Here is a 17,444-nt window from a genome sequence, read left to right on the forward strand (position 1 = left end):
AAAATGAAAAATTTTAAAACTGTATTATCAATATGCATTGTGGCATTGATTCAAGTGTCGATAAATGCACAGGAGAAAAAAATAAAATTTAGCAAAGGAACTTTACGAATATGTTCCTCTAAGAACTTCCAAATTACAGGTTACGATGGTAGCGAAGTAGTTATTAAGAGCTTACATGAAAAAAAGACAAAAGGAAACTTTTATGTAAGTAATTTAAAGGGACAAGTAGCCACAACTCAAGGAAGTACATTAACAACAACAGTAAAAGGAGCAAGAAATTCAAAGAATAATAATTCTATTGTATATTATTTTGGAGACCAAAACAGAAAAAAAGGATTAAAAAAATTAGGAAAGAACAACGAGAACTTAGAATTAGGAATTTATTTTACTATTGAGCAGAATAACGGAGAGTTAATATTCAAAGATAAAGTGCAACCTAGTGGCCAATTTGTGATGTATGGAAATGAAAGTTATGAAATAAAAATCCCTAATTCGCTAAAATTAACTTGGGAAACGAATGGATGTGTCTTGAATTCCTCTAGCAGTCAATCAGCTCCGACAGCATTGTTTTACAATTCTAATCCATCTTCATTGTCTAACTTTAATGGAGAAGTAGAAATGCAATCAACCTTAAGTAATATTAAGTTGAAAGATGTTACAGGACCAGTATCTATCAATACGGTAGGAGGAAATGTTACTATAGAATTTGATAAGAAAACTCCGCAAAAATTATACTCAATCTATAGCAATAACGGATTTATAGATATCACACTTCCAACAAAGTCAGGTGTAGCAATAGATGCAAGCGCTAGAAATATTTACAGCGATATTGATTTTAAGATTGAAGAAGAAAAAGAAGACAATCAATTTCATCACATGAGACTAAAACTCAATACAGGAAGAAGTAAGATGAAGCTAAATGCTGGACTTGGAAATGTTTATCTTAGAAAAAAATCGTAAGAGGTATATTATTTGAATAAAAAAAAGGCTGCTTAATAGCAGCCTTTTTTATTAGTTATTTACCAAAACCCATTCTCCCTTTTCTATCAGAGGAATGGCTTGTTTAAATTTGACCACTTTTTCTTCGCCGCTCATCACGTTTTTAATTGTAACGCGCTCATTTCTACCAATCTTAGGTTGCTCTCTTACAATGGTTTCAACAGGTTCACGTTGTTGTTGACGAGAATTAGCAATAGCTTGCTCTGTTGAGTTTTGAACTTCGTCTTTTTGTAAATTCAACTTCTCTCTTTTTTGCTGACGAGCTTCAGAAACCTGTGAAGTACTTTGGTTAGGTAATTCTCCCTTAAATAAGAAAGACAATACTTCTCTATTAATTTTATCAATAGTTACCTTAAACAATTCAAAGGCTTCAAATTTATAAATCAACAATGGGTCTTTTTGCTCATAAGATGCGTTTTGCACAGAATGCTTTAAATCATCCATTTTACGTAAATGATCTTTCCAATTTTCATCAATAATTGCTAGAGTAATATTCTTTTCAAAATCAGTTGCTAAAGATTTACCTTGTGTTTCATAAGCTTCTTTCAAGTTTGTGACAACTTGTAAAGTTTTAATGCCATCAGTAAAAGGAACCACAATTCTTTCATAACGATCACCTTCATTTTCAAATACATTCTTAATCACAGGATATGTTAAAGCTGCATTCTTTTCTGCTTTCTCTTTGTAGTGATTTGTTATGATTTCGTATAACTTATCTGTCAATTCTTGCTCAGTAGAAGCTTCAAATTCATCTTCAGAAAAAGGAGAGGTCATTGAAGTAAATCGAATCAATTCAAACTCAAAATTCTGAAAATCTTTTGCTTCTTTATTGATGTTGATGATAGATTGGCACGTATCGTAGATCATATTTGCAATATCTATTTGCAAACGTTTACCATCTAAGGCATGACGTCTTCTTTTATAAACAAATTCACGTTGCGAATTCATAATATCATCATATTCTAACAATCGTTTACGAATTCCGAAATTGTTTTCTTCTACTTTCTTTTGTGCTCTTTCAATAGATTTGGTAATCATAGAATGTTGAATTACTTCACCTTCTTTTAATCCCATTCTATCCATCATTTTTGCAATTCTCTCAGAACCAAATAAACGCATTAGATTATCATCTAAAGCAACATAGAATTGAGAAGATCCAACATCTCCTTGACGACCAGCTCTACCACGTAACTGTCTGTCAACACGACGAGAATCGTGTCTTTCAGTACCAATAATAGCTAAACCACCAGCTGCTTTTACTTCGTCTGATAATTTAATATCTGTACCACGACCTGCCATGTTGGTAGCAATGGTTACAATTCCAGGTTTTCCTGCTTCTGCAACAACATCGGCTTCGCGTTTGTGCAACTTTGCATTTAAAATGTTGTGATTGATTTTACGCATCTTCAGCATACGTCCCAGTAGTTCTGAAATTTCAACAGAAGTTGTTCCCACTAATACAGGACGTCCTTGATCAACCAATTCAACTACATCATCAATTACAGCATTGTATTTCTCACGAGTTGTTTTATAAACTAAGTCTTGTCTGTCATCACGGGCAATTGGCTTATTGGTTGGGATTTCTACTACGTCTAATTTATAGATTTCCCAAAATTCTCCAGCCTCAGTAATAGCTGTACCTGTCATACCAGATAACTTGCGATACATTCTAAAGTAGTTCTGTAAAGTAACTGTAGCAAACGTTTGTGTAGCATCTTCAATCTTTACATTTTCCTTTGCTTCAATTGCTTGATGTAAGCCGTCAGAGTATCTACGACCGTCCATAATACGACCAGTTTGCTCGTCAACAATCATTACTTTGTTTTCGATTACAACGTACTCTACATCTTTTTCAAAAAGGCTGTAGGCTTTTAAAAGCTGATTCATTGTATGAATACGTTCGCTCTTTACACTAAAATCTTTATATAGGTTTTCTTTATGCTGTGCTTTTTTCTCGGGAGTTTCTTCGCTAGAATCAATTTCACCGATTTTCACTCCAAGATCTGGTAATACGAAAAAGCCTTCGTCACTTGTTTTGGTAGATAAGTGAGCTACACCTTTATCTGTAAGATCTATCGAGTTATTTTTCTCTTCTATTACGTACCACAATTCAGCATCTATCTCTGGCATTAACTTATTGTTATCTGCCATATAAGTATTTTCTGTCTTTTGAAGAACTTGTTTTACACCTTCTTGCGATAAGAATTTGATTAAAGCTTTGTTCTTAGGAATTCCTCTGTAGACTCTTAATAATAAGAACCCTCCTTCTTTTGTGTTTCCTTCAGCTATTAATTTTTTCGCTTCCGCTAAAACACCTACCAAATATTTATTTTGAAGTCCTACTAAATCAGAAACTAAAGGTTTTAGTTCATTGAATTCATGTCTGTCTCCTTGTGGAACTGGACCCGAAATAATTAAAGGAGTTCTAGCGTCATCAATTAATACAGAATCCACCTCATCTATAATGGCGTAATTTGGAGCTCTTTGAACTAAATCTTCTTTAGAGCTAGCCATATTATCACGTAAATAATCAAAACCAAACTCATTATTAGTTCCGTAAGTAATATCAGCGTTGTATGCTTTTCTTCTTTCTTCAGAATTTGGTTGATGGTAATCAATACAATCTGTTGTTAATCCATGGAACTCAAAAATAGGAGCCATCCAGGCTTTATCACGTTTCGCTAAGTAATCATTAACCGTAACAACATGCACACCATTTCCTGTTAATGCATTTAAATAGACAGGTAAAGTAGAAACCAATGTTTTTCCTTCTCCAGTCATCATCTCAGCAATTTTTCCTTGATGTAAAACAGAACCTCCAATTAACTGAACATCATAATGAATCATATCCCATGTAACAGGTTTTCCTGCAGCATCCCAAGAGTTTTGCCAGTATGCTTTTTCTCCTTCTAAGACAATGTGTTCTCTTGTGCCAGAAAGTTCTCTATCGAATGGAGTGGCGGTTACTTCAATTTCTTCATTTTCAACAAAACGTTTTGCAGTTTCTTTTACCACAGCAAAAGCTTCAGGCATAATTTCTTTTAAAACAGCTTCAGAAGCTTCATATGATTGATCTCTAAGGCCATCTATTTCTGAGTAAATATCTTCTTGTCTGTCAATTTCAGCTTCAGTGGCTTCTTTTTCTAAAGCATCAATTTGATCTTGGAAAACTTTTGTTGCTTCTTCAATTTTTTGTTTAAACTCAGCTGTTTTGTTTCTAAGTTCGTCATTAGATATAGCAGAAATAGAAGCTTCATAAGCTTTTACTTCTTCTACAATGGGTTGTAATATTTTAAGATCTTTTTGTTGTTTGTCTCCAACAAATATTTTTATTACTGAATTTAAGATACTCATTCTTATCGGTATGTTTTTATCCCTTCTTTCTCTGAAATCAGGGGTTTAAAAGTAAACAAAAAAAAAGCCTCTTTAGAGACTTTTTTTTGTAATTGATTATGTTTTTTTAGTATTCATCTTCGTTCCAAAGATAATCTTCTTCGGTCGGATAGTCTGGCCAGATTTCTATAATAGAATCATATGCGTCACCTTCATCTTCAATTTCTTGTAGATTTTCTGCAACCTCTAGAGGAGCACCAGTTCTGATAGCGTAATCTATCAACTCGTCTTTAGTTGCTGGCCATGGTGCATCTGCTAAATAAGATGCTAATTCTAGAGTCCAATACATTTCTTAGAATTTAATTTTCTGCAAAAATAAATTTTTTACTCAAAAAGTCAAGTTTTTTTGGAAATATAAATCAATAAAAAAAGAACTTGTTAAATTTTTTCGGGAATCCATTTAACTTCCTGAACTGATAAGTCTTGGGACAACTTTCGTGCCAGCACAAAAAGATAGTCAGAAAGTCGGTTTAAGTATTTTAAAATGTCTTCATTAATGGTTTCTCCTTCATTTAATGACACGGATAACCGCTCAGCCCTTCTACAAACACATCTTGCAATGTGACAGAATGACACAGTGGTATGTCCTCCTGGAAGTATAAAATGTGTCATCTGAGGCAATTTTGTATTCATAAAATCTATTTCATCTTCTAAAAACTGAATAGATTCACTACTTACTTTAGGAATGTTCAAACGCTCTTTACCACTTTTTAAAGTTTCTTTTTCTGGTGGAGTAGCAAGCATTGCTCCTAAAGTAAAAAGATCATGCTGCACTTTTAGCAGAGCTTTTTTTGTTTGCTCATCTATAGCCTGATCTTTAATCAACCCTATATAAGAGTTTAGCTCATCAACAGTTCCATATGATTCAATTCTTAAATGATGTTTTGGTACTCTTGTCCCGCCAAATAAAGCTGTTGTGCCTTGATCTCCAGTTTTCGTGTAAATTTTCATAGTAACAAATTTAAGGCTTTATACTCTGATGATGAAATGTTCTTTTACTTGTTCTTTGCGAAAAAAGACAATTCCCCATTGAAAGGTGTCTATAGTAACAGTTACTTTTTTATGGTTTTTAATTTCTTTCCAAGCTTCCTCCATTTCACGACTCCAATGAATATCATCAAAGATTACTATAGAATCGTTATGGATGGAATTTAAACAATTATAAAAATAGCTTAATGTGGCTTCTTTTGTATGATTTCCATCAAAGTAAATAAAATCAAATATCTCATTTTTAATAGCTTTAGGGTAGGTAAGGTTAAAGTTACCTGTAATAACCTTAACATTTTGTAAGCCGTATTTATGAAACATTTTTTTTGCTACACCTGCTGTTTGATTACATCCTTCTAATGTGATTAATGTATTGTCTTTTTTTGCTATAGATATAGCAGAAGTGCTAAGTCCAAGAGAAGTTCCAACTTCTAAGGTGTTTTTAGGTTGAAAATATTGTACTATCCTAAAAAGAAGCTCACCTCTTTTTTTTGAAATTCCAGCATGTTTAGCAATCTTAGCTATCTTCCGAAGATTAGACGAGAAAATTTTAGAACCTGCTCCAAAATCTGAAACAGAAATTTCTTTTTTGTTAGAAAGTAGGTCTTTTCTGTAATTATTTAAAATGCTGTAATCAGGTTTGGTGTGTTTATCATAAAAACACTGGGTTATCAAGTTAAACACAAAAGGAGAATGAACTCCATGTTGATTTTTTGATTTAGATAGAAAATTTATGTAGGAAAAAATTCTAGAAAACACCTTCTTTGAGTTTTGAGAACGAAATTAATAGAAAATTTGTTCGTTTACGCTTATAAAAATTATATTTGTTTCTTTTAATGATGTTTCTATTTATGCGAAAAGTTCTACTGTTTTTACTTTTTATTTGTTTTTTGTCTTCTTGTGTTCCAAATAAGAATTTAATCTATTTACAAGGAGAGCCGGTTTCCTTAAAAGAAATTAGAGAAACAAACGATGCTCCATACAAACTGCAAGTACATGATAATATCTCAATTGATATTAAAGCAGATGAAGATAAATATGTAAAGTTATTTCAAAACACAACTTCAAATTCAGTAGGAGGAGGAGCTAATATTCCTGGTCAAACTCAAGGAACAAATCTTTTTACTGGATATTCTGTAGATAGATATGGAAACATTAGAATACCTTATTTGGGTGAGATTAATGTCCTAGGATATACAACCAGAGAGGTAAGAGAGAAGATAGAAGAAAAATTAAAAGATTATTTAACAGAAGATGTTGAAACATTTGTGACTGTTCGTCTAAACGGATTTAAATATACAATAATGGGTGAAGTGGGTAGCCCAGGGCAAAAAATTGTTTACCAAAATCAGTTGAGTATTTTGGATGCCATAACAAATGCTGGAGATATCACGGTTGTAGGAAATCGTAAAAATGTACAAGTTATTCGATCTACCGCTACCGGTGTTCAAAAATTTGAAATTGACCTAACGAGAATAGATGCATTAAACTCAGATATATTTTTTATTAAACCTAACGATTATATTAATGTGATGCCTTTGAGGCAAAAATCTTGGGGTACAGGAACTACAGGATTGCAAACATTAACAACTATTGTTTCTATATTTACATTGGTAACATCCACAATTTTAATTGTAAGAGGTTTATAATTTTATGAATAAGAATCAGCAGAATAATACAGAACAACAAAATTCTTTTGATGTAAAGTTTTACATCTTCAAGGTTTTAGGTTATTGGCAACTTTTTTTAGTAACTATTGTTATAGCTCTTATTGTTGCTAGGTTTTTAAATGGTTATAGACAGGAAAGATTTAGTTTAGATACTATGATTTCTGTAAAAGAAGAAAATAACCCTCTTTTTTCTACAGGAACAAACTTAACATTTAATTGGGGTGGAGCTAGTGACCTTTTACAAACAGTTCAGATTATTCTTACTTCTAGAACTCACAATGAAAAGGTTGTAGATTCATTACAATTTTATGTTGGTTATTTTAAAGATGGTAGATATCGCTTAGAAGATGTTTATGGAAAAACTCCTTTTGATGTAGAAATAGATACATCTGCCTACCAGTTACAGAATAACCTTATTACAATAACTACATTAGAAAATAATGAAGTAAACCTTTCTTTTGATACTGGAGAAGGAACTAAGATTTGGCAAATGAGGTATTCAGATAAAGATCTCATTACATCTGAGGTACAAGAAAAACAATATTCAAAAACGTTTTTCTTAGCTCCAAATGCAAAAGGATATTACAATGCTAATGTCAATGAACCTTACTTTAAATTTTCAATATCCAGTCAAAAACCTTTAACTCCTGGAGAAACTTACTATATTAATTTCATCAATTTTAATGGTGCAGTTGGAAGATATAGAGGGGTAAGAGTAACCAATGTTACTCAAGGAGCGTCATTATTGCGACTGCAAATGGAGGGAGCAAACAAGAATAGAATTGTTGACTATCTGAATGCTTCTGTTGCTGTTCTTGCCAGAGATAAACAACAACAGAAAACACTTTACGCTAAAAAAACAAAAGACTACATTGATAAATTATTTGAACTAGAATCCGACAGTTTAAGTAAAATAGAGAATACAATAGGTGAGTTTAAAAAGAGCAATAATATCTATGACTTATCTGCTGAAGGAGCAGAGATATTATCGCAAACAAAAGATATTAATAACAATATACGCAAGATTAATAGAACGATTGATGATTTAAATTCATTGGAACAATATGTTCGTTCTAATACGGTGTATAATTCTAACGTACCAGTTCCTGCATATATTGATGTGCCTGACTCTAAGGTTGCTACATTGGTGCAAGAATTGATTTTAGAGTCAACCAAAAGAGAACTTTTAGGATCAAAAGTTACAACTGCACACCCTGAGTATAAAAAGATTTCAAGTACGATTAATCAGATCCGTGAGAATCTATATGAAAATATTGATAATAATAAAGTTGCACTTAATAAAACCAAACTAGATTTAACCAAAGAATTAGCTGCTTACGATGCAAGGTTGAGAAAGCTTCCAAAAAAAGAGCAACAGTTAATCAATTATCAAAGAAATTTAAGCTTTTCTGAATTCATTTACACCTATTTGAAACAAAAAAGTTACGAGGCTGGAACAGCTATTGAAGCAACTGTTAATGATGTGAAAGTTATTGATAGTGCTTTAGATCTTGGGCAGGGACCTATATATCCTAAACCAACATTCAACTACTTAGTTGCTTTAATGTTGGGAGTTATTTTCCCATTGTTTTATATCATTATTAAAGAGCTTTTAGATAACAAAGTTCATACACTTGATGAGATTGAGAAGAGGTATAGAATTCCAATTTTAGGAGTCATTGGAAGAAATACAGGAATTAACAATCTGGCAGTTTTTGAGAGACCTAAATCTTCAGTTGCAGAGTCCTTTAGAGCTTTAAGATCTAATATTCAGTTTTTATTTAAAAGTGATACAGATAAAAAAGCGAAAACATTGATATTAACTTCCTCTGTTAGTGGAGAAGGAAAAACAATGATATCTATTAATATGGCTACTGTTTTTGCTCTTAGTGGTAAAAAGACAATTCTATTGGGATTAGACCTAAGAAAACCAAAGATATATACAGATTTTGAATTAAAGAATGATGTAGGAGTTGTTAACTATTTAATTAATCAAAAAACTGTAGATGAAATTATAACTAAATCTAAAATTCCTAATTTAGATATTATACTTTCTGGACCTATTCCTCCTAATCCATCTGAATTACTGTTAAGTGATAGATGTGATAAGCTTATTCAACAATTAGAAAAAGATTACGATTATATAGTTATCGATACACCACCTGTAGGATTGGTTTCTGATGCATTAGAATTGTTTAAATACTCAGATGCAATTTGTTATGTGATTCGTCAAAATTATTCTGAAAAAGGAATGATGAAAATGATTGATGATAAGTATATCAACAAAGAGGTAACCAATATAAGTTATGTATTTAATGACTTTACTGTCAGAGCTAAATATGGATATGGGTATGGTTACGGATATGGCTACGGATATGGTTACGGGTATGGTTATGGTAAATATGGAAATGGATACCATGAAAATGATGAACCACAAAGCTTGTTAGCTAAAATAATCAACTTCATCAAACCTAGAAGATAAGATTCATTTTTATATAGTTTGACCTTTTATATAAACACTATCAATACAGTGGTTGCCAAAGTTATACGGAATAAAACTATAGGAAGTTATAGGTTTAGTTATCATAATATTTGCTAATTTCCCTTTTGTAATGCTTCCTATATCATTAGATAAGTTAAGAGCATATGCTCCATTGATTGTAGCTGCATTAATAGCTTCTTCTGGGGTTAATTTCATCCGAATACAGGCTAAAGAAACTACAAAATTCATATTCCCTGATGGAGTAGAACCAGGATTGTAATCTGTTGCTAAAGCCAAAGGAAGATCTGAATTAATAATTTCCCTACCATTCGTGTAAGGAATACCTAAGAAGAACGAACAGGAGGGAAGAGCTACTGGCATAGTGTCAGAATTGCTTAAGATTTCTAAGTCTTCCTCTGTCATGACTTCCAAATGATCAACAGATAAAGCATCATTTTTAACACTTACAGAAATTCCTCCAATAGAATTAAATTGATTTACATGTACTTTTGGAATTAGCCCTATACTTTTCCCTGCTTTTAAAATTTGATTTGTTTCTTCAGGAGTATAGTATCCTTTTTCGCAAAATACATCTATATAATCTGCCAATCCTTCTTTGTGAATTATAGGCATCATCTCATTGATAATTAAATCAATATAGGCTTCTCTGTTGTTTTTATATTCTGTCGGAATAGCATGAGCTCCCAAAAAAGTTGATTTAATAGGAATAGTGTAATTCTCTTTTAGTTTTTTAATTACACGTAACATTTTTATTTCACCTTCTAAGCTTAAGCCGTAACCAGATTTAATTTCAATAGCTCCTGTTCCCATCTTCAAAACATCTTGCAATCTCTGTTCAGCTTCAGAATAAAGTTCTTCTTCGGTTTTTTCTTGCAACTTTTTTGCAGAGTTCAATATACCGCCTCCCTTTTCAGCAATCTCTTCATAGGTTAACCCGTTAATTCTGTCAACAAACTCACCTTCTCTTGTTGCAGCAAAAACCAAATGTGTATGACTATCGCACCAAGTTGGTAACATAATTCTTCCAGTAAGATCAATAGTCTTATCAGCGTTTATCTTTGGAAGACTATCCATAGAGCCATAATCTTTTATTCTTTCACCTTCAATCAAAAGAAAAGCATTTTTAATTGTTGGCAATTCTTTCATTTCTTGCCCAGAAACCTTAAGAATAGAAGAATCTCTAACTTGAATAAGCTCCTTAATATTAATGAATAACGTTGTCATTAGAATTAAATATTATTGGTTTAACAAACTTACATCAAAAGCATCATTTGAAAGTAATTCACGAAAAATATTTTTAAGAGGTTGTAACAAAACTCATACTTAATAGTCTAACTTATCAAATAACTTATTTCTCATCAATGAGGAAGAAATTGGAGAAATAGGTGATAGATATATATTGCTAAAAGCGCATACCTCATTCCGAAGTGAATGGGTATGCGCTTTTCATTTTGGATTAGGCAAAAAAATAAAAATTAATAAAAACCATAATTAAAAATGAAAAAAAGTATTGTCATCAGTTTTTTTATCCTTGCAACAATGTCGGCTTGTTTTGGACAATCAAGCATAAAAAAACTATCAAAAATCTATAAAGTAACAAGCGAGAAAAAATGTCAGAAAAAGGGGGGTTACTGGTATAAAAATAAGTGTTGGGCCAATTTTTTAGAGTTTGATGACGGAATTAGCAAGGAAAATATAGATACTGAAGTAGATAAGCAAATTAAAGAATCTAAGAATTACGGAATGAAAATCGATGATAAAAAACTTGAAATTGATTTGTTTTTTCCAGAAGTAGACGAAGATTCCAAAGAAATAACAGTTGTTACATTATTTACTGAAGGAGAAAAGGTAAAAACGTTATTGCAAATTGGACAATGGGATGGGAATAATGACAAATCCTTGCAATTTCAAGTGATGCTTTTTAATGGAAACTTGATGGATGTAGCAGAAGACGAATCGAAAATTATGTCTATGATAGTCGGAAATGGTTCTTCGCAAGGAAAATTTAATGAAGAAAAAGAAGAGTTTATCATCAAAGGTTCATGGACAAATGATTCTAAGAATAAAAAAGTAACTTTTGATTTGAAAGCCGGAGGTTCTTTAATTGGAATGGGAAATACTACATTAGAAATAAAAGGAAGCGAAGCATTTCTGAATGGAACCTTAGGAACAAAATCGTATAAACAATTCAAAGAAATGATAGCAAATCATCCAGAAGTAAAAACAGTGATACTAGAAAATGTTCCTGGCTCTATTAATGATGCGGTAAATATGCATACAGGAAGAATCATAAGAGAAGCAGGGCTAACTACCAAAGTAGTGTCAAGCAGTAAGATTTCTTCTGGAGGTGTAGATATTTTCTGTGCGGGAAAGAAGCGAATTATCATCAAAGGAGCGCAATTAGGTATTCACTCTTGGGGTGGAGGAGATGGAATTACTGCAGACAAGTTGCCAAAAGATCACCCAGCGCATCAATATCAATTGGAATATTTTACAATGTGTTTAGGGAAAGAAAAAGGACCTAAGTTCTATTTTCATACCTTAGAATCGGCTCCTTTAGACGGAATGCATTGGATGACAGCTAAAGAAATAAAAGAGTGGGAAATAGCTACCCGTTTTATTGAGTAAGTTTATGAAAACAAAAAGCTGTAAGGAGTACTTACAGCTTTTTTATTTTTTAGAGTTTATGTTGTCTATTTTAAACTTCCAGTCATATCCTCTGGCTTTACCCATTCGTCATACTGTTCAGAGGTTACATACCCTAAACGAACAGCTTCTTCTTTCAATGTCGTTCCGTTAGCATGGGCTGTATTGGCAATTTCTGCTGCTTTGTAATATCCAATTTTAGTGTTTAGAGCAGTAACAAGCATTAAAGAGTTTTGCACTAACTCATCAATTCTTTTTTGGTTAGGTTCAATTCCTGAAGCACAGTTCACATCAAATGATACACAGGCATCACCAATTAGCTGAGCTGATTGTAAAACGTTAGCCGCCATCATAGGCTTGAAGACATTTAATTCATAATGTCCTTGAGTTCCTCCTACAGTTACTGCTACATCATTACCCATTACTTGGGCGCAAACCATTGTAATAGCTTCTGCTTGTGTTGGATTTACTTTTCCAGGCATGATAGAACTCCCAGGTTCGTTAGCAGGAATAATGATTTCTCCAATTCCTGAACGCGGTCCAGACGCCATCAAACGAATATCGTTAGCAATCTTATTTAATGATACAGCTAATTGCTTTAAAGCGCCATGTGTTTCTACCATGGCATCGTGAGCAGCCAAAGCTTCAAACTTGTTTTCTGCAGTTACAAATGGCAACTCTGTAAACTCAGCAATATATTTAGCAACTAAAACATCATATCCTTTAGGAGTATTTAATCCTGTACCTACAGCTGTTCCGCCTAAAGCCAATTGACTTAAATGTGACAAAGAATTCTTCAGCGCTTTCAAGCCAAAATCCAATTGAGCTACATAACCAGAAAATTCTTGTCCTAATGTTAAAGGAGTTGCATCCATTAGGTGCGTACGTCCAATTTTTACAACATCACTAAAAGCTTTTGCTTTTTCATCTAATGTATTTCGTAATTGTTCTACACCTGGAATAGTTATTTCTACTACTTTTTTATAAGCAGCGATATGCATTCCAGTAGGGAAAGTGTCGTTTGAAGATTGAGATTTGTTTACATCGTCATTTGGTTGAATAGTCTTCTCTCCTTCACCAATTACTTTTCCAGCTATTTCGTGAGCTCTATTAGCAATTACCTCATTTACATTCATGTTAGACTGCGTTCCTGAACCTGTTTGCCAGATCACTAATGGAAATTGATCATCGTGCTTTCCTTCTAAAATTTCATCACAAACTTGAGCAATTAAATCACGTTTCTCGGTAGCTAAAACACCTAATTCTTCATTTGTATAAGCAGCAGCTTTTTTTAAATAAGCAAAACCGTAAACTACTTCCAAAGGCATAGAAGCCGCTGGCCCGATTTTGAAATTGTTTCTAGATCTTTCAGTTTGTGCTCCCCAGTATTTATCTGCTGGAACTTGCACTTCGCCCATCGTGTCTTTTTCTATACGATACTTCATGATTTGTACTTAAAATTTGATGTTGCAAAATTACGAAATCCTCCACAATCAGTTATCAACAATTACCAGTATTTTCCTGTTGAAATATTTTCTAAATTTCTAGTTCTTATTGAAAATAACTATTATTTTTGCAGAGATTATTTTAAACAACATAAAGATGTTAGATTTTTCTCAATTTTCAGGTTTAGTATTATTCATGTTTATCTTTACAGCTGGTTTCTGGTTGTTGATATTTTTACTAGCATTTGTAGTTCCTTACTGGATTGGAGGTACTATTTGGGAGAACATCAAATTAAAGAAAGAAGCAAAAAAAGCTGCTAGTAAGTAGTTAAATAGAATATATCATAAAAAAAGGCTCGCAATTTTGCGAGCCTTTTTTTATGATTACACATATTCTTTCTAATAGTTTTTTAATGTTAAACCAAAAGTTAAAAACTCATCTTCTTGTTTCTGTCCAGTAATGACAATGCTTTCATAAGTGCGTAAATAGTTGATTTTAAAATTTAAGAATTTCCAAACTGGCAATTCTAAAGCTACATCAGCACGCCAACGAAAATTGTCGCTGTCTTCTAATGAAGGTTGAAAAAACATTTCATGAGTAAGAATCATTTTATTTTTGAAGATATAATATCTGCCATTCATCCATAACGTACTTCTAAATGTATTGATAGATTTACTAGTGTTGTATTCAACTAAATTAAAATTAGCACGCTTGAAGTTGGTTTGCTCATATTCTCCAGTTAAAGACATTTTCAACCAATCTTTATTTTTAGTAAAAATTTGATAGCTAAAACCTCCTCCAAATAAATAACGAATATCAATTTCTCTTCTAAAATTTGTGCTAGCAAAACCTAATATTAGTGGATAAAACTTTCGTTCAGGGTTGATGTATAGAAAATTGAGACTCAAGAAATCTTCATCTGCTTTCTCTTTTCCAAATTCTTGAAAGACATAAGAATTTTGTGTTTTGAAGACCCATTTTTTCCATGGTTGAAAACTCAAACCGGATTTAGCTCTAAAAATTAAAGTTTCTACATTTCCTCCTTGCCAAAAACCAGTTAAAGAAAGATCAGCTTTTAATCGTAATGTATCCCTTTCATTGATTTGAGCCGTTAGAACTAGTGGTAGAATAAAGAAAACTAATGCAATCTTTTTCATCATAAAATCATTCTTTTAAAACACGTCAAAAATACTTATTTGGGTGTTTTACTTTAGAAAAAATTGCGAATACCTTTTCGTAGAATAAACAAAAAAAAGACTCACTTACTAGTGAGTCTTTTTTTAATATTTATTAAGGTTTTCCTTCAAATTCACCTCCGCCATCGAAGTCGTCTCCGCCTCTTTGTCTATTACGTTGGTTCTTTTTCTGATTGAATCTATAGGTGAAATTTAAAGAAACCTGTCTTTGTCTCCATTGAAATTCTCCATACTGCTCAAAAACACCATCAACAAATGTATTTTGTATTCTTTTACGACTGTTAAAGACATCACTAACATTAAGGTTTAGAGAAGCTTTTTCTTTAAATAAATCTTTACTAGCAGCAATGTTCATACTAAAAATACCTTCTCTTCGTGATTGAGCATTTCTGTTAGGTCCACGGTAATTCATATTTATCTGTACATCTGTTTTACCAGGTAAAGACAATTTCTGATTTAATCGTAAGCTAAAAGCCGTATTCTTGAAATCGAAATTTTGAGAAACCATCGTATTAGGGTCTAAATAGTCTCCATCAGTTGTTACTCTAAATAAGTTGAAATCACTATTAATGTTCCAGAATTTGAAAGGTCTATAATTCAGTGTAAATTCATAACCAACTCTCTCTTGAGTTGAAAGATTGATAGGGAATCTTCTGATAATTGGGTCTCCATTATCAGTAATATCGCCTGTATCTTGTTGGATAAATTCCCAATTATCGTTGCTTCTGTTATAATAGATAGAAGTGCTTAATGTTACTTTTTTCCACCTTTTAAGATATCCTAAATCTAAAGCATCTGAAATAACAGGGTTTAAGTCTACATTCCCACTAAAGATATTACTCTCACTAGATCGGCTAGGGAAGGGATTTAAGAAACGCCCTCTAGGCCTTCTAATTCTTCTGTTATATCCTAAAGTAACACTTTCTCCTTCTTTTAATTCAAAACCTAAATTGACAGTTGGAAATAATTTGCCATATGATTTCTTGTCAACTGTTGTAGATGTTTCTTGTTCAATTTCAATAGAGGTGTGCTCGTAGCGTAATCCTGTTAATAATGATACTTTTCCAAATTCTTGGCCATATTGAAAGTATGTAGCATTAATAAATTCTTTATAATTGAAAGAGTTGTTAAGTCCGGTATCTGGAATTAGTGGTCCATTATTTACAAAATCTTGTCTTTCAGCTAAAAAGAAGCTGTTAAAAATGTCACGATAATTACCTCGATAACCTCCTTCATACTGAATTTTTCCCCCTACAGGATGTACGTAATCAACTTGCAGTAAACCTCTTTTTTCATCTTGATTTTCAAGGACTTGCTCTAAATCATTCAACTCATTTAGAATGGTGTTTACTTCAGTAATACTATTATTAATATCTTCTAATTCAGATGAATATTGAGCATTTATTGTTAGTTTCTTCCCTTTACCATCAAAACGATTCACATAATCTAGAGTGTACTGAATACGTTGTTCATCTTCACTTTCATCTTCTGTCCTTAGAGTAGATTCATTTATATTACCTAAACCATCAAAACGGTCGATAACGTTGGTGTTCAAGTCGTCATCATTACCATCATTTACTATAATATTTGCGATGATACTAGATTTATCATTGATATAATATTCGGTTCCGAAACTTGTAAACAAACTTCTTCCTAACCTTCCGAATTTTCTTTCCTCTATGACACGAGCATTTTGAGCACTTGCTGAAAAGAATCTGGAATCGCTAAAAGAATTTCCTGGTGCGGCACCATATCTCCATCCTGTATTGGTGAAAAAATTCCATTTTTTATTTCTCCAATTTCCATTGAATGCTGTTCTATAACGCTCAGGGCTTCCAACATTAAATTGAAGGGACCCGTTGAATCCTTTTAGTTTGTTCTTACGTAAAATGATATTTAATATACCTGCTGTTCCTTCTGCATCATATCTTGCAGAAGGGGAAGTAATAACCTCGACTTTTTCAATTGCTTCTGCCGGAATTTGCCTCAACGCATCAGCACCATTAATTCCTACTAAGGCACTTGGGCGTCCATCAATTAGTATCGTAACGTTTTCATTTCCTCGTAGACTCACATTTCCTTCAACATCAACTTGTACTGAAGGTACGTTTCCTAACACATCACTGGCACTACCTCCTCTTACAGATAAGTCTTTACCAATATTATATATTTTTTTATCCAAACGAATATCTACTGTTGTTTTTTCGGCAATAATAACCACTTCATCAAGTGTGTTGGCATCTTCTTGTAGCTTAATAACACCAAAATTCATCGATTTGTCGATGAGTTTTTGAGACATGGTTAGCGTTTTGAAAGAGAGATATTCAAACTTCACTTCATAAGTTCCAGAAGCTGTTTTTATATTGAAATTTCCTTTTTCATCTGTAATTCCACCACCAATTTTGTTGGTTTTTAAATCTTTTAGAACAACGGTTGCATATTCTAAAGGTTCATTGGTTTTAGCATCAACAATTTTACCTGTAATTGTTACTTGTGGGGAAGAAGGTTTTTGCGCAAATGCATTCGTAATACTCAACGTAAAAACCACTAGTAATAACGTAATTTTATTCATGTTCGAATTGATAGTTTTCATTTCGACTGCAA

13 protein-coding genes are annotated in these 17,444 nt (G+C 32.5%); 5 read left to right on the forward strand and 8 right to left on the reverse strand.

Annotated features, from left to right (window positions below; genetic code table 11):
• The first annotated feature begins 3 nt into the window (after window positions 1–3).
• On the forward strand, window positions 4–960 hold the full coding sequence (locus AAON49_RS00975; RefSeq protein ID WP_349551971.1) for a DUF4097 family beta strand repeat-containing protein: 957 nt from the start codon (window positions 4–6) through the stop codon (window positions 958–960).
• A 51-nt stretch (window positions 961–1,011) separates the two neighbouring features.
• Here AAON49_RS00975 and secA read toward each other — a convergent pair whose 3' ends face one another.
• From secA to AAON49_RS00995, 4 genes are all read right to left on the reverse strand, one after another.
• Window positions 1,012–4,353 carry a preprotein translocase subunit SecA gene (secA, locus tag AAON49_RS00980; protein ID WP_349551973.1) on the reverse strand — a complete coding sequence of 1,114 codons (3,342 nt, stop codon included), beginning with the start codon at window positions 4,351–4,353 and terminating at the stop codon, window positions 1,012–1,014.
• A gap of 106 nt (window positions 4,354–4,459) precedes the next feature.
• Window positions 4,460–4,681, reverse strand: coding sequence for a DUF2795 domain-containing protein (locus AAON49_RS00985; RefSeq protein WP_347174497.1), 222 nt, complete (start codon window positions 4,679–4,681; stop codon window positions 4,460–4,462).
• Between the two features lie 89 nt (window positions 4,682–4,770).
• Window positions 4,771–5,343 carry a cob(I)yrinic acid a,c-diamide adenosyltransferase gene (locus tag AAON49_RS00990; RefSeq protein ID WP_349551975.1) on the reverse strand — a complete coding sequence of 191 codons (573 nt, stop codon included), beginning with the start codon at window positions 5,341–5,343 and terminating at the stop codon, window positions 4,771–4,773.
• An 18-nt stretch (window positions 5,344–5,361) separates the two neighbouring features.
• Window positions 5,362–6,138: an O-methyltransferase gene (locus tag AAON49_RS00995; RefSeq protein ID WP_349551977.1), complete on the reverse strand. Its 777-nt coding sequence runs from the start codon at window positions 6,136–6,138 to the stop codon at window positions 5,362–5,364.
• A gap of 92 nt (window positions 6,139–6,230) precedes the next feature.
• Between AAON49_RS00995 and AAON49_RS01000 the strand changes: the two genes are divergently transcribed.
• Together AAON49_RS01000 and AAON49_RS01005 are read left to right on the forward strand one after the other, a co-directional pair.
• Window positions 6,231–7,028 (forward strand): polysaccharide biosynthesis/export family protein, encoded by a 798-nt coding sequence (locus tag AAON49_RS01000; protein WP_349551979.1) that lies wholly within the window; start codon window positions 6,231–6,233, stop codon window positions 7,026–7,028.
• Between the two features lie 4 nt (window positions 7,029–7,032).
• Window positions 7,033–9,531 (forward strand): polysaccharide biosynthesis tyrosine autokinase, encoded by a 2,499-nt coding sequence (locus tag AAON49_RS01005; protein ID WP_349551981.1) that lies wholly within the window; start codon window positions 7,033–7,035, stop codon window positions 9,529–9,531.
• A 9-nt stretch (window positions 9,532–9,540) separates the two neighbouring features.
• Here the strand turns inward: AAON49_RS01005 and hutI are convergent, their stop codons facing one another.
• Window positions 9,541–10,776 carry an imidazolonepropionase gene (gene hutI / locus AAON49_RS01010; RefSeq protein WP_349551982.1) on the reverse strand — a complete coding sequence of 412 codons (1,236 nt, stop codon included), beginning with the start codon at window positions 10,774–10,776 and terminating at the stop codon, window positions 9,541–9,543.
• Between the two features lie 273 nt (window positions 10,777–11,049).
• Here hutI and AAON49_RS01015 point away from each other — a divergent pair, with 273 nt between their 5' ends.
• Complete coding sequence (locus AAON49_RS01015) at window positions 11,050–12,180, forward strand: hypothetical protein (protein ID WP_349551983.1); 1,131 nt, start codon at window positions 11,050–11,052, stop codon at window positions 12,178–12,180.
• Between the two features lie 65 nt (window positions 12,181–12,245).
• Here the strand turns inward: AAON49_RS01015 and fumC are convergent, their stop codons facing one another.
• Window positions 12,246–13,643, reverse strand: a complete 1,398-nt coding sequence (gene fumC, locus AAON49_RS01020; protein ID WP_349551984.1) for a class II fumarate hydratase — start codon at window positions 13,641–13,643, stop codon at window positions 12,246–12,248.
• Between the two features lie 157 nt (window positions 13,644–13,800).
• Here fumC and AAON49_RS01025 point away from each other — a divergent pair, with 157 nt between their 5' ends.
• On the forward strand, window positions 13,801–13,971 hold the full coding sequence (locus AAON49_RS01025) for a hypothetical protein (RefSeq protein WP_349551985.1): 171 nt from the start codon (window positions 13,801–13,803) through the stop codon (window positions 13,969–13,971).
• Window positions 13,972–14,042: 71 nt separating this feature from the next.
• On the opposite strand, the gene AAON49_RS01030 is transcribed toward AAON49_RS01025, so the two are convergent.
• Window positions 14,043–14,804 carry a DUF481 domain-containing protein gene (locus tag AAON49_RS01030; protein ID WP_349551987.1) on the reverse strand — a complete coding sequence of 254 codons (762 nt, stop codon included), beginning with the start codon at window positions 14,802–14,804 and terminating at the stop codon, window positions 14,043–14,045.
• Window positions 14,805–14,934: 130 nt separating this feature from the next.
• Window positions 14,935–17,412 (reverse strand): TonB-dependent receptor, encoded by a 2,478-nt coding sequence (locus AAON49_RS01035; protein WP_349551989.1) that lies wholly within the window; start codon window positions 17,410–17,412, stop codon window positions 14,935–14,937.
• Between the last annotated feature and the right edge of the window lie 32 nt (window positions 17,413–17,444).

The sequence above is a fragment of the Pseudotenacibaculum sp. MALMAid0570 genome (genome assembly GCF_040151415.1).
Lineage (GTDB): Bacteria > Bacteroidota > Bacteroidia > Flavobacteriales > Flavobacteriaceae > Polaribacter.

Excerpts from the sequence above, each read along its gene's own strand:
- AAON49_RS00975 (WP_349551971.1), top strand. The coding sequence starts at position 4 with ATGAAAAATTTTAAAACTGTATTATCAATATGCATTGTGGCATTGATT.
- hutI (WP_349551982.1), bottom strand. The coding sequence starts at position 10,776 with ATGACAACGTTATTCATTAATATTAAGGAGCTTATTCAAGTTAGAGAT.
- AAON49_RS01005 (WP_349551981.1), top strand. The coding sequence starts at position 7,033 with ATGAATAAGAATCAGCAGAATAATACAGAACAACAAAATTCTTTTGAT.
- AAON49_RS01015 (WP_349551983.1), top strand. The coding sequence starts at position 11,050 with ATGAAAAAAAGTATTGTCATCAGTTTTTTTATCCTTGCAACAATGTCG.
- AAON49_RS01025 (WP_349551985.1), top strand. The coding sequence starts at position 13,801 with ATGTTAGATTTTTCTCAATTTTCAGGTTTAGTATTATTCATGTTTATC.
- AAON49_RS01000 (WP_349551979.1), top strand. The coding sequence starts at position 6,231 with ATGCGAAAAGTTCTACTGTTTTTACTTTTTATTTGTTTTTTGTCTTCT.
- fumC (WP_349551984.1), bottom strand. The coding sequence starts at position 13,643 with ATGAAGTATCGTATAGAAAAAGACACGATGGGCGAAGTGCAAGTTCCA.
- AAON49_RS00985 (WP_347174497.1), bottom strand. The coding sequence starts at position 4,681 with ATGTATTGGACTCTAGAATTAGCATCTTATTTAGCAGATGCACCATGG.
- AAON49_RS01030 (WP_349551987.1), bottom strand. The coding sequence starts at position 14,804 with ATGATGAAAAAGATTGCATTAGTTTTCTTTATTCTACCACTAGTTCTA.
- AAON49_RS01035 (WP_349551989.1), bottom strand. The coding sequence starts at position 17,412 with ATGAATAAAATTACGTTATTACTAGTGGTTTTTACGTTGAGTATTACG.
- secA (WP_349551973.1), bottom strand. The coding sequence starts at position 4,353 with ATGAGTATCTTAAATTCAGTAATAAAAATATTTGTTGGAGACAAACAA.
- AAON49_RS00990 (WP_349551975.1), bottom strand. The coding sequence starts at position 5,343 with ATGAAAATTTACACGAAAACTGGAGATCAAGGCACAACAGCTTTATTT.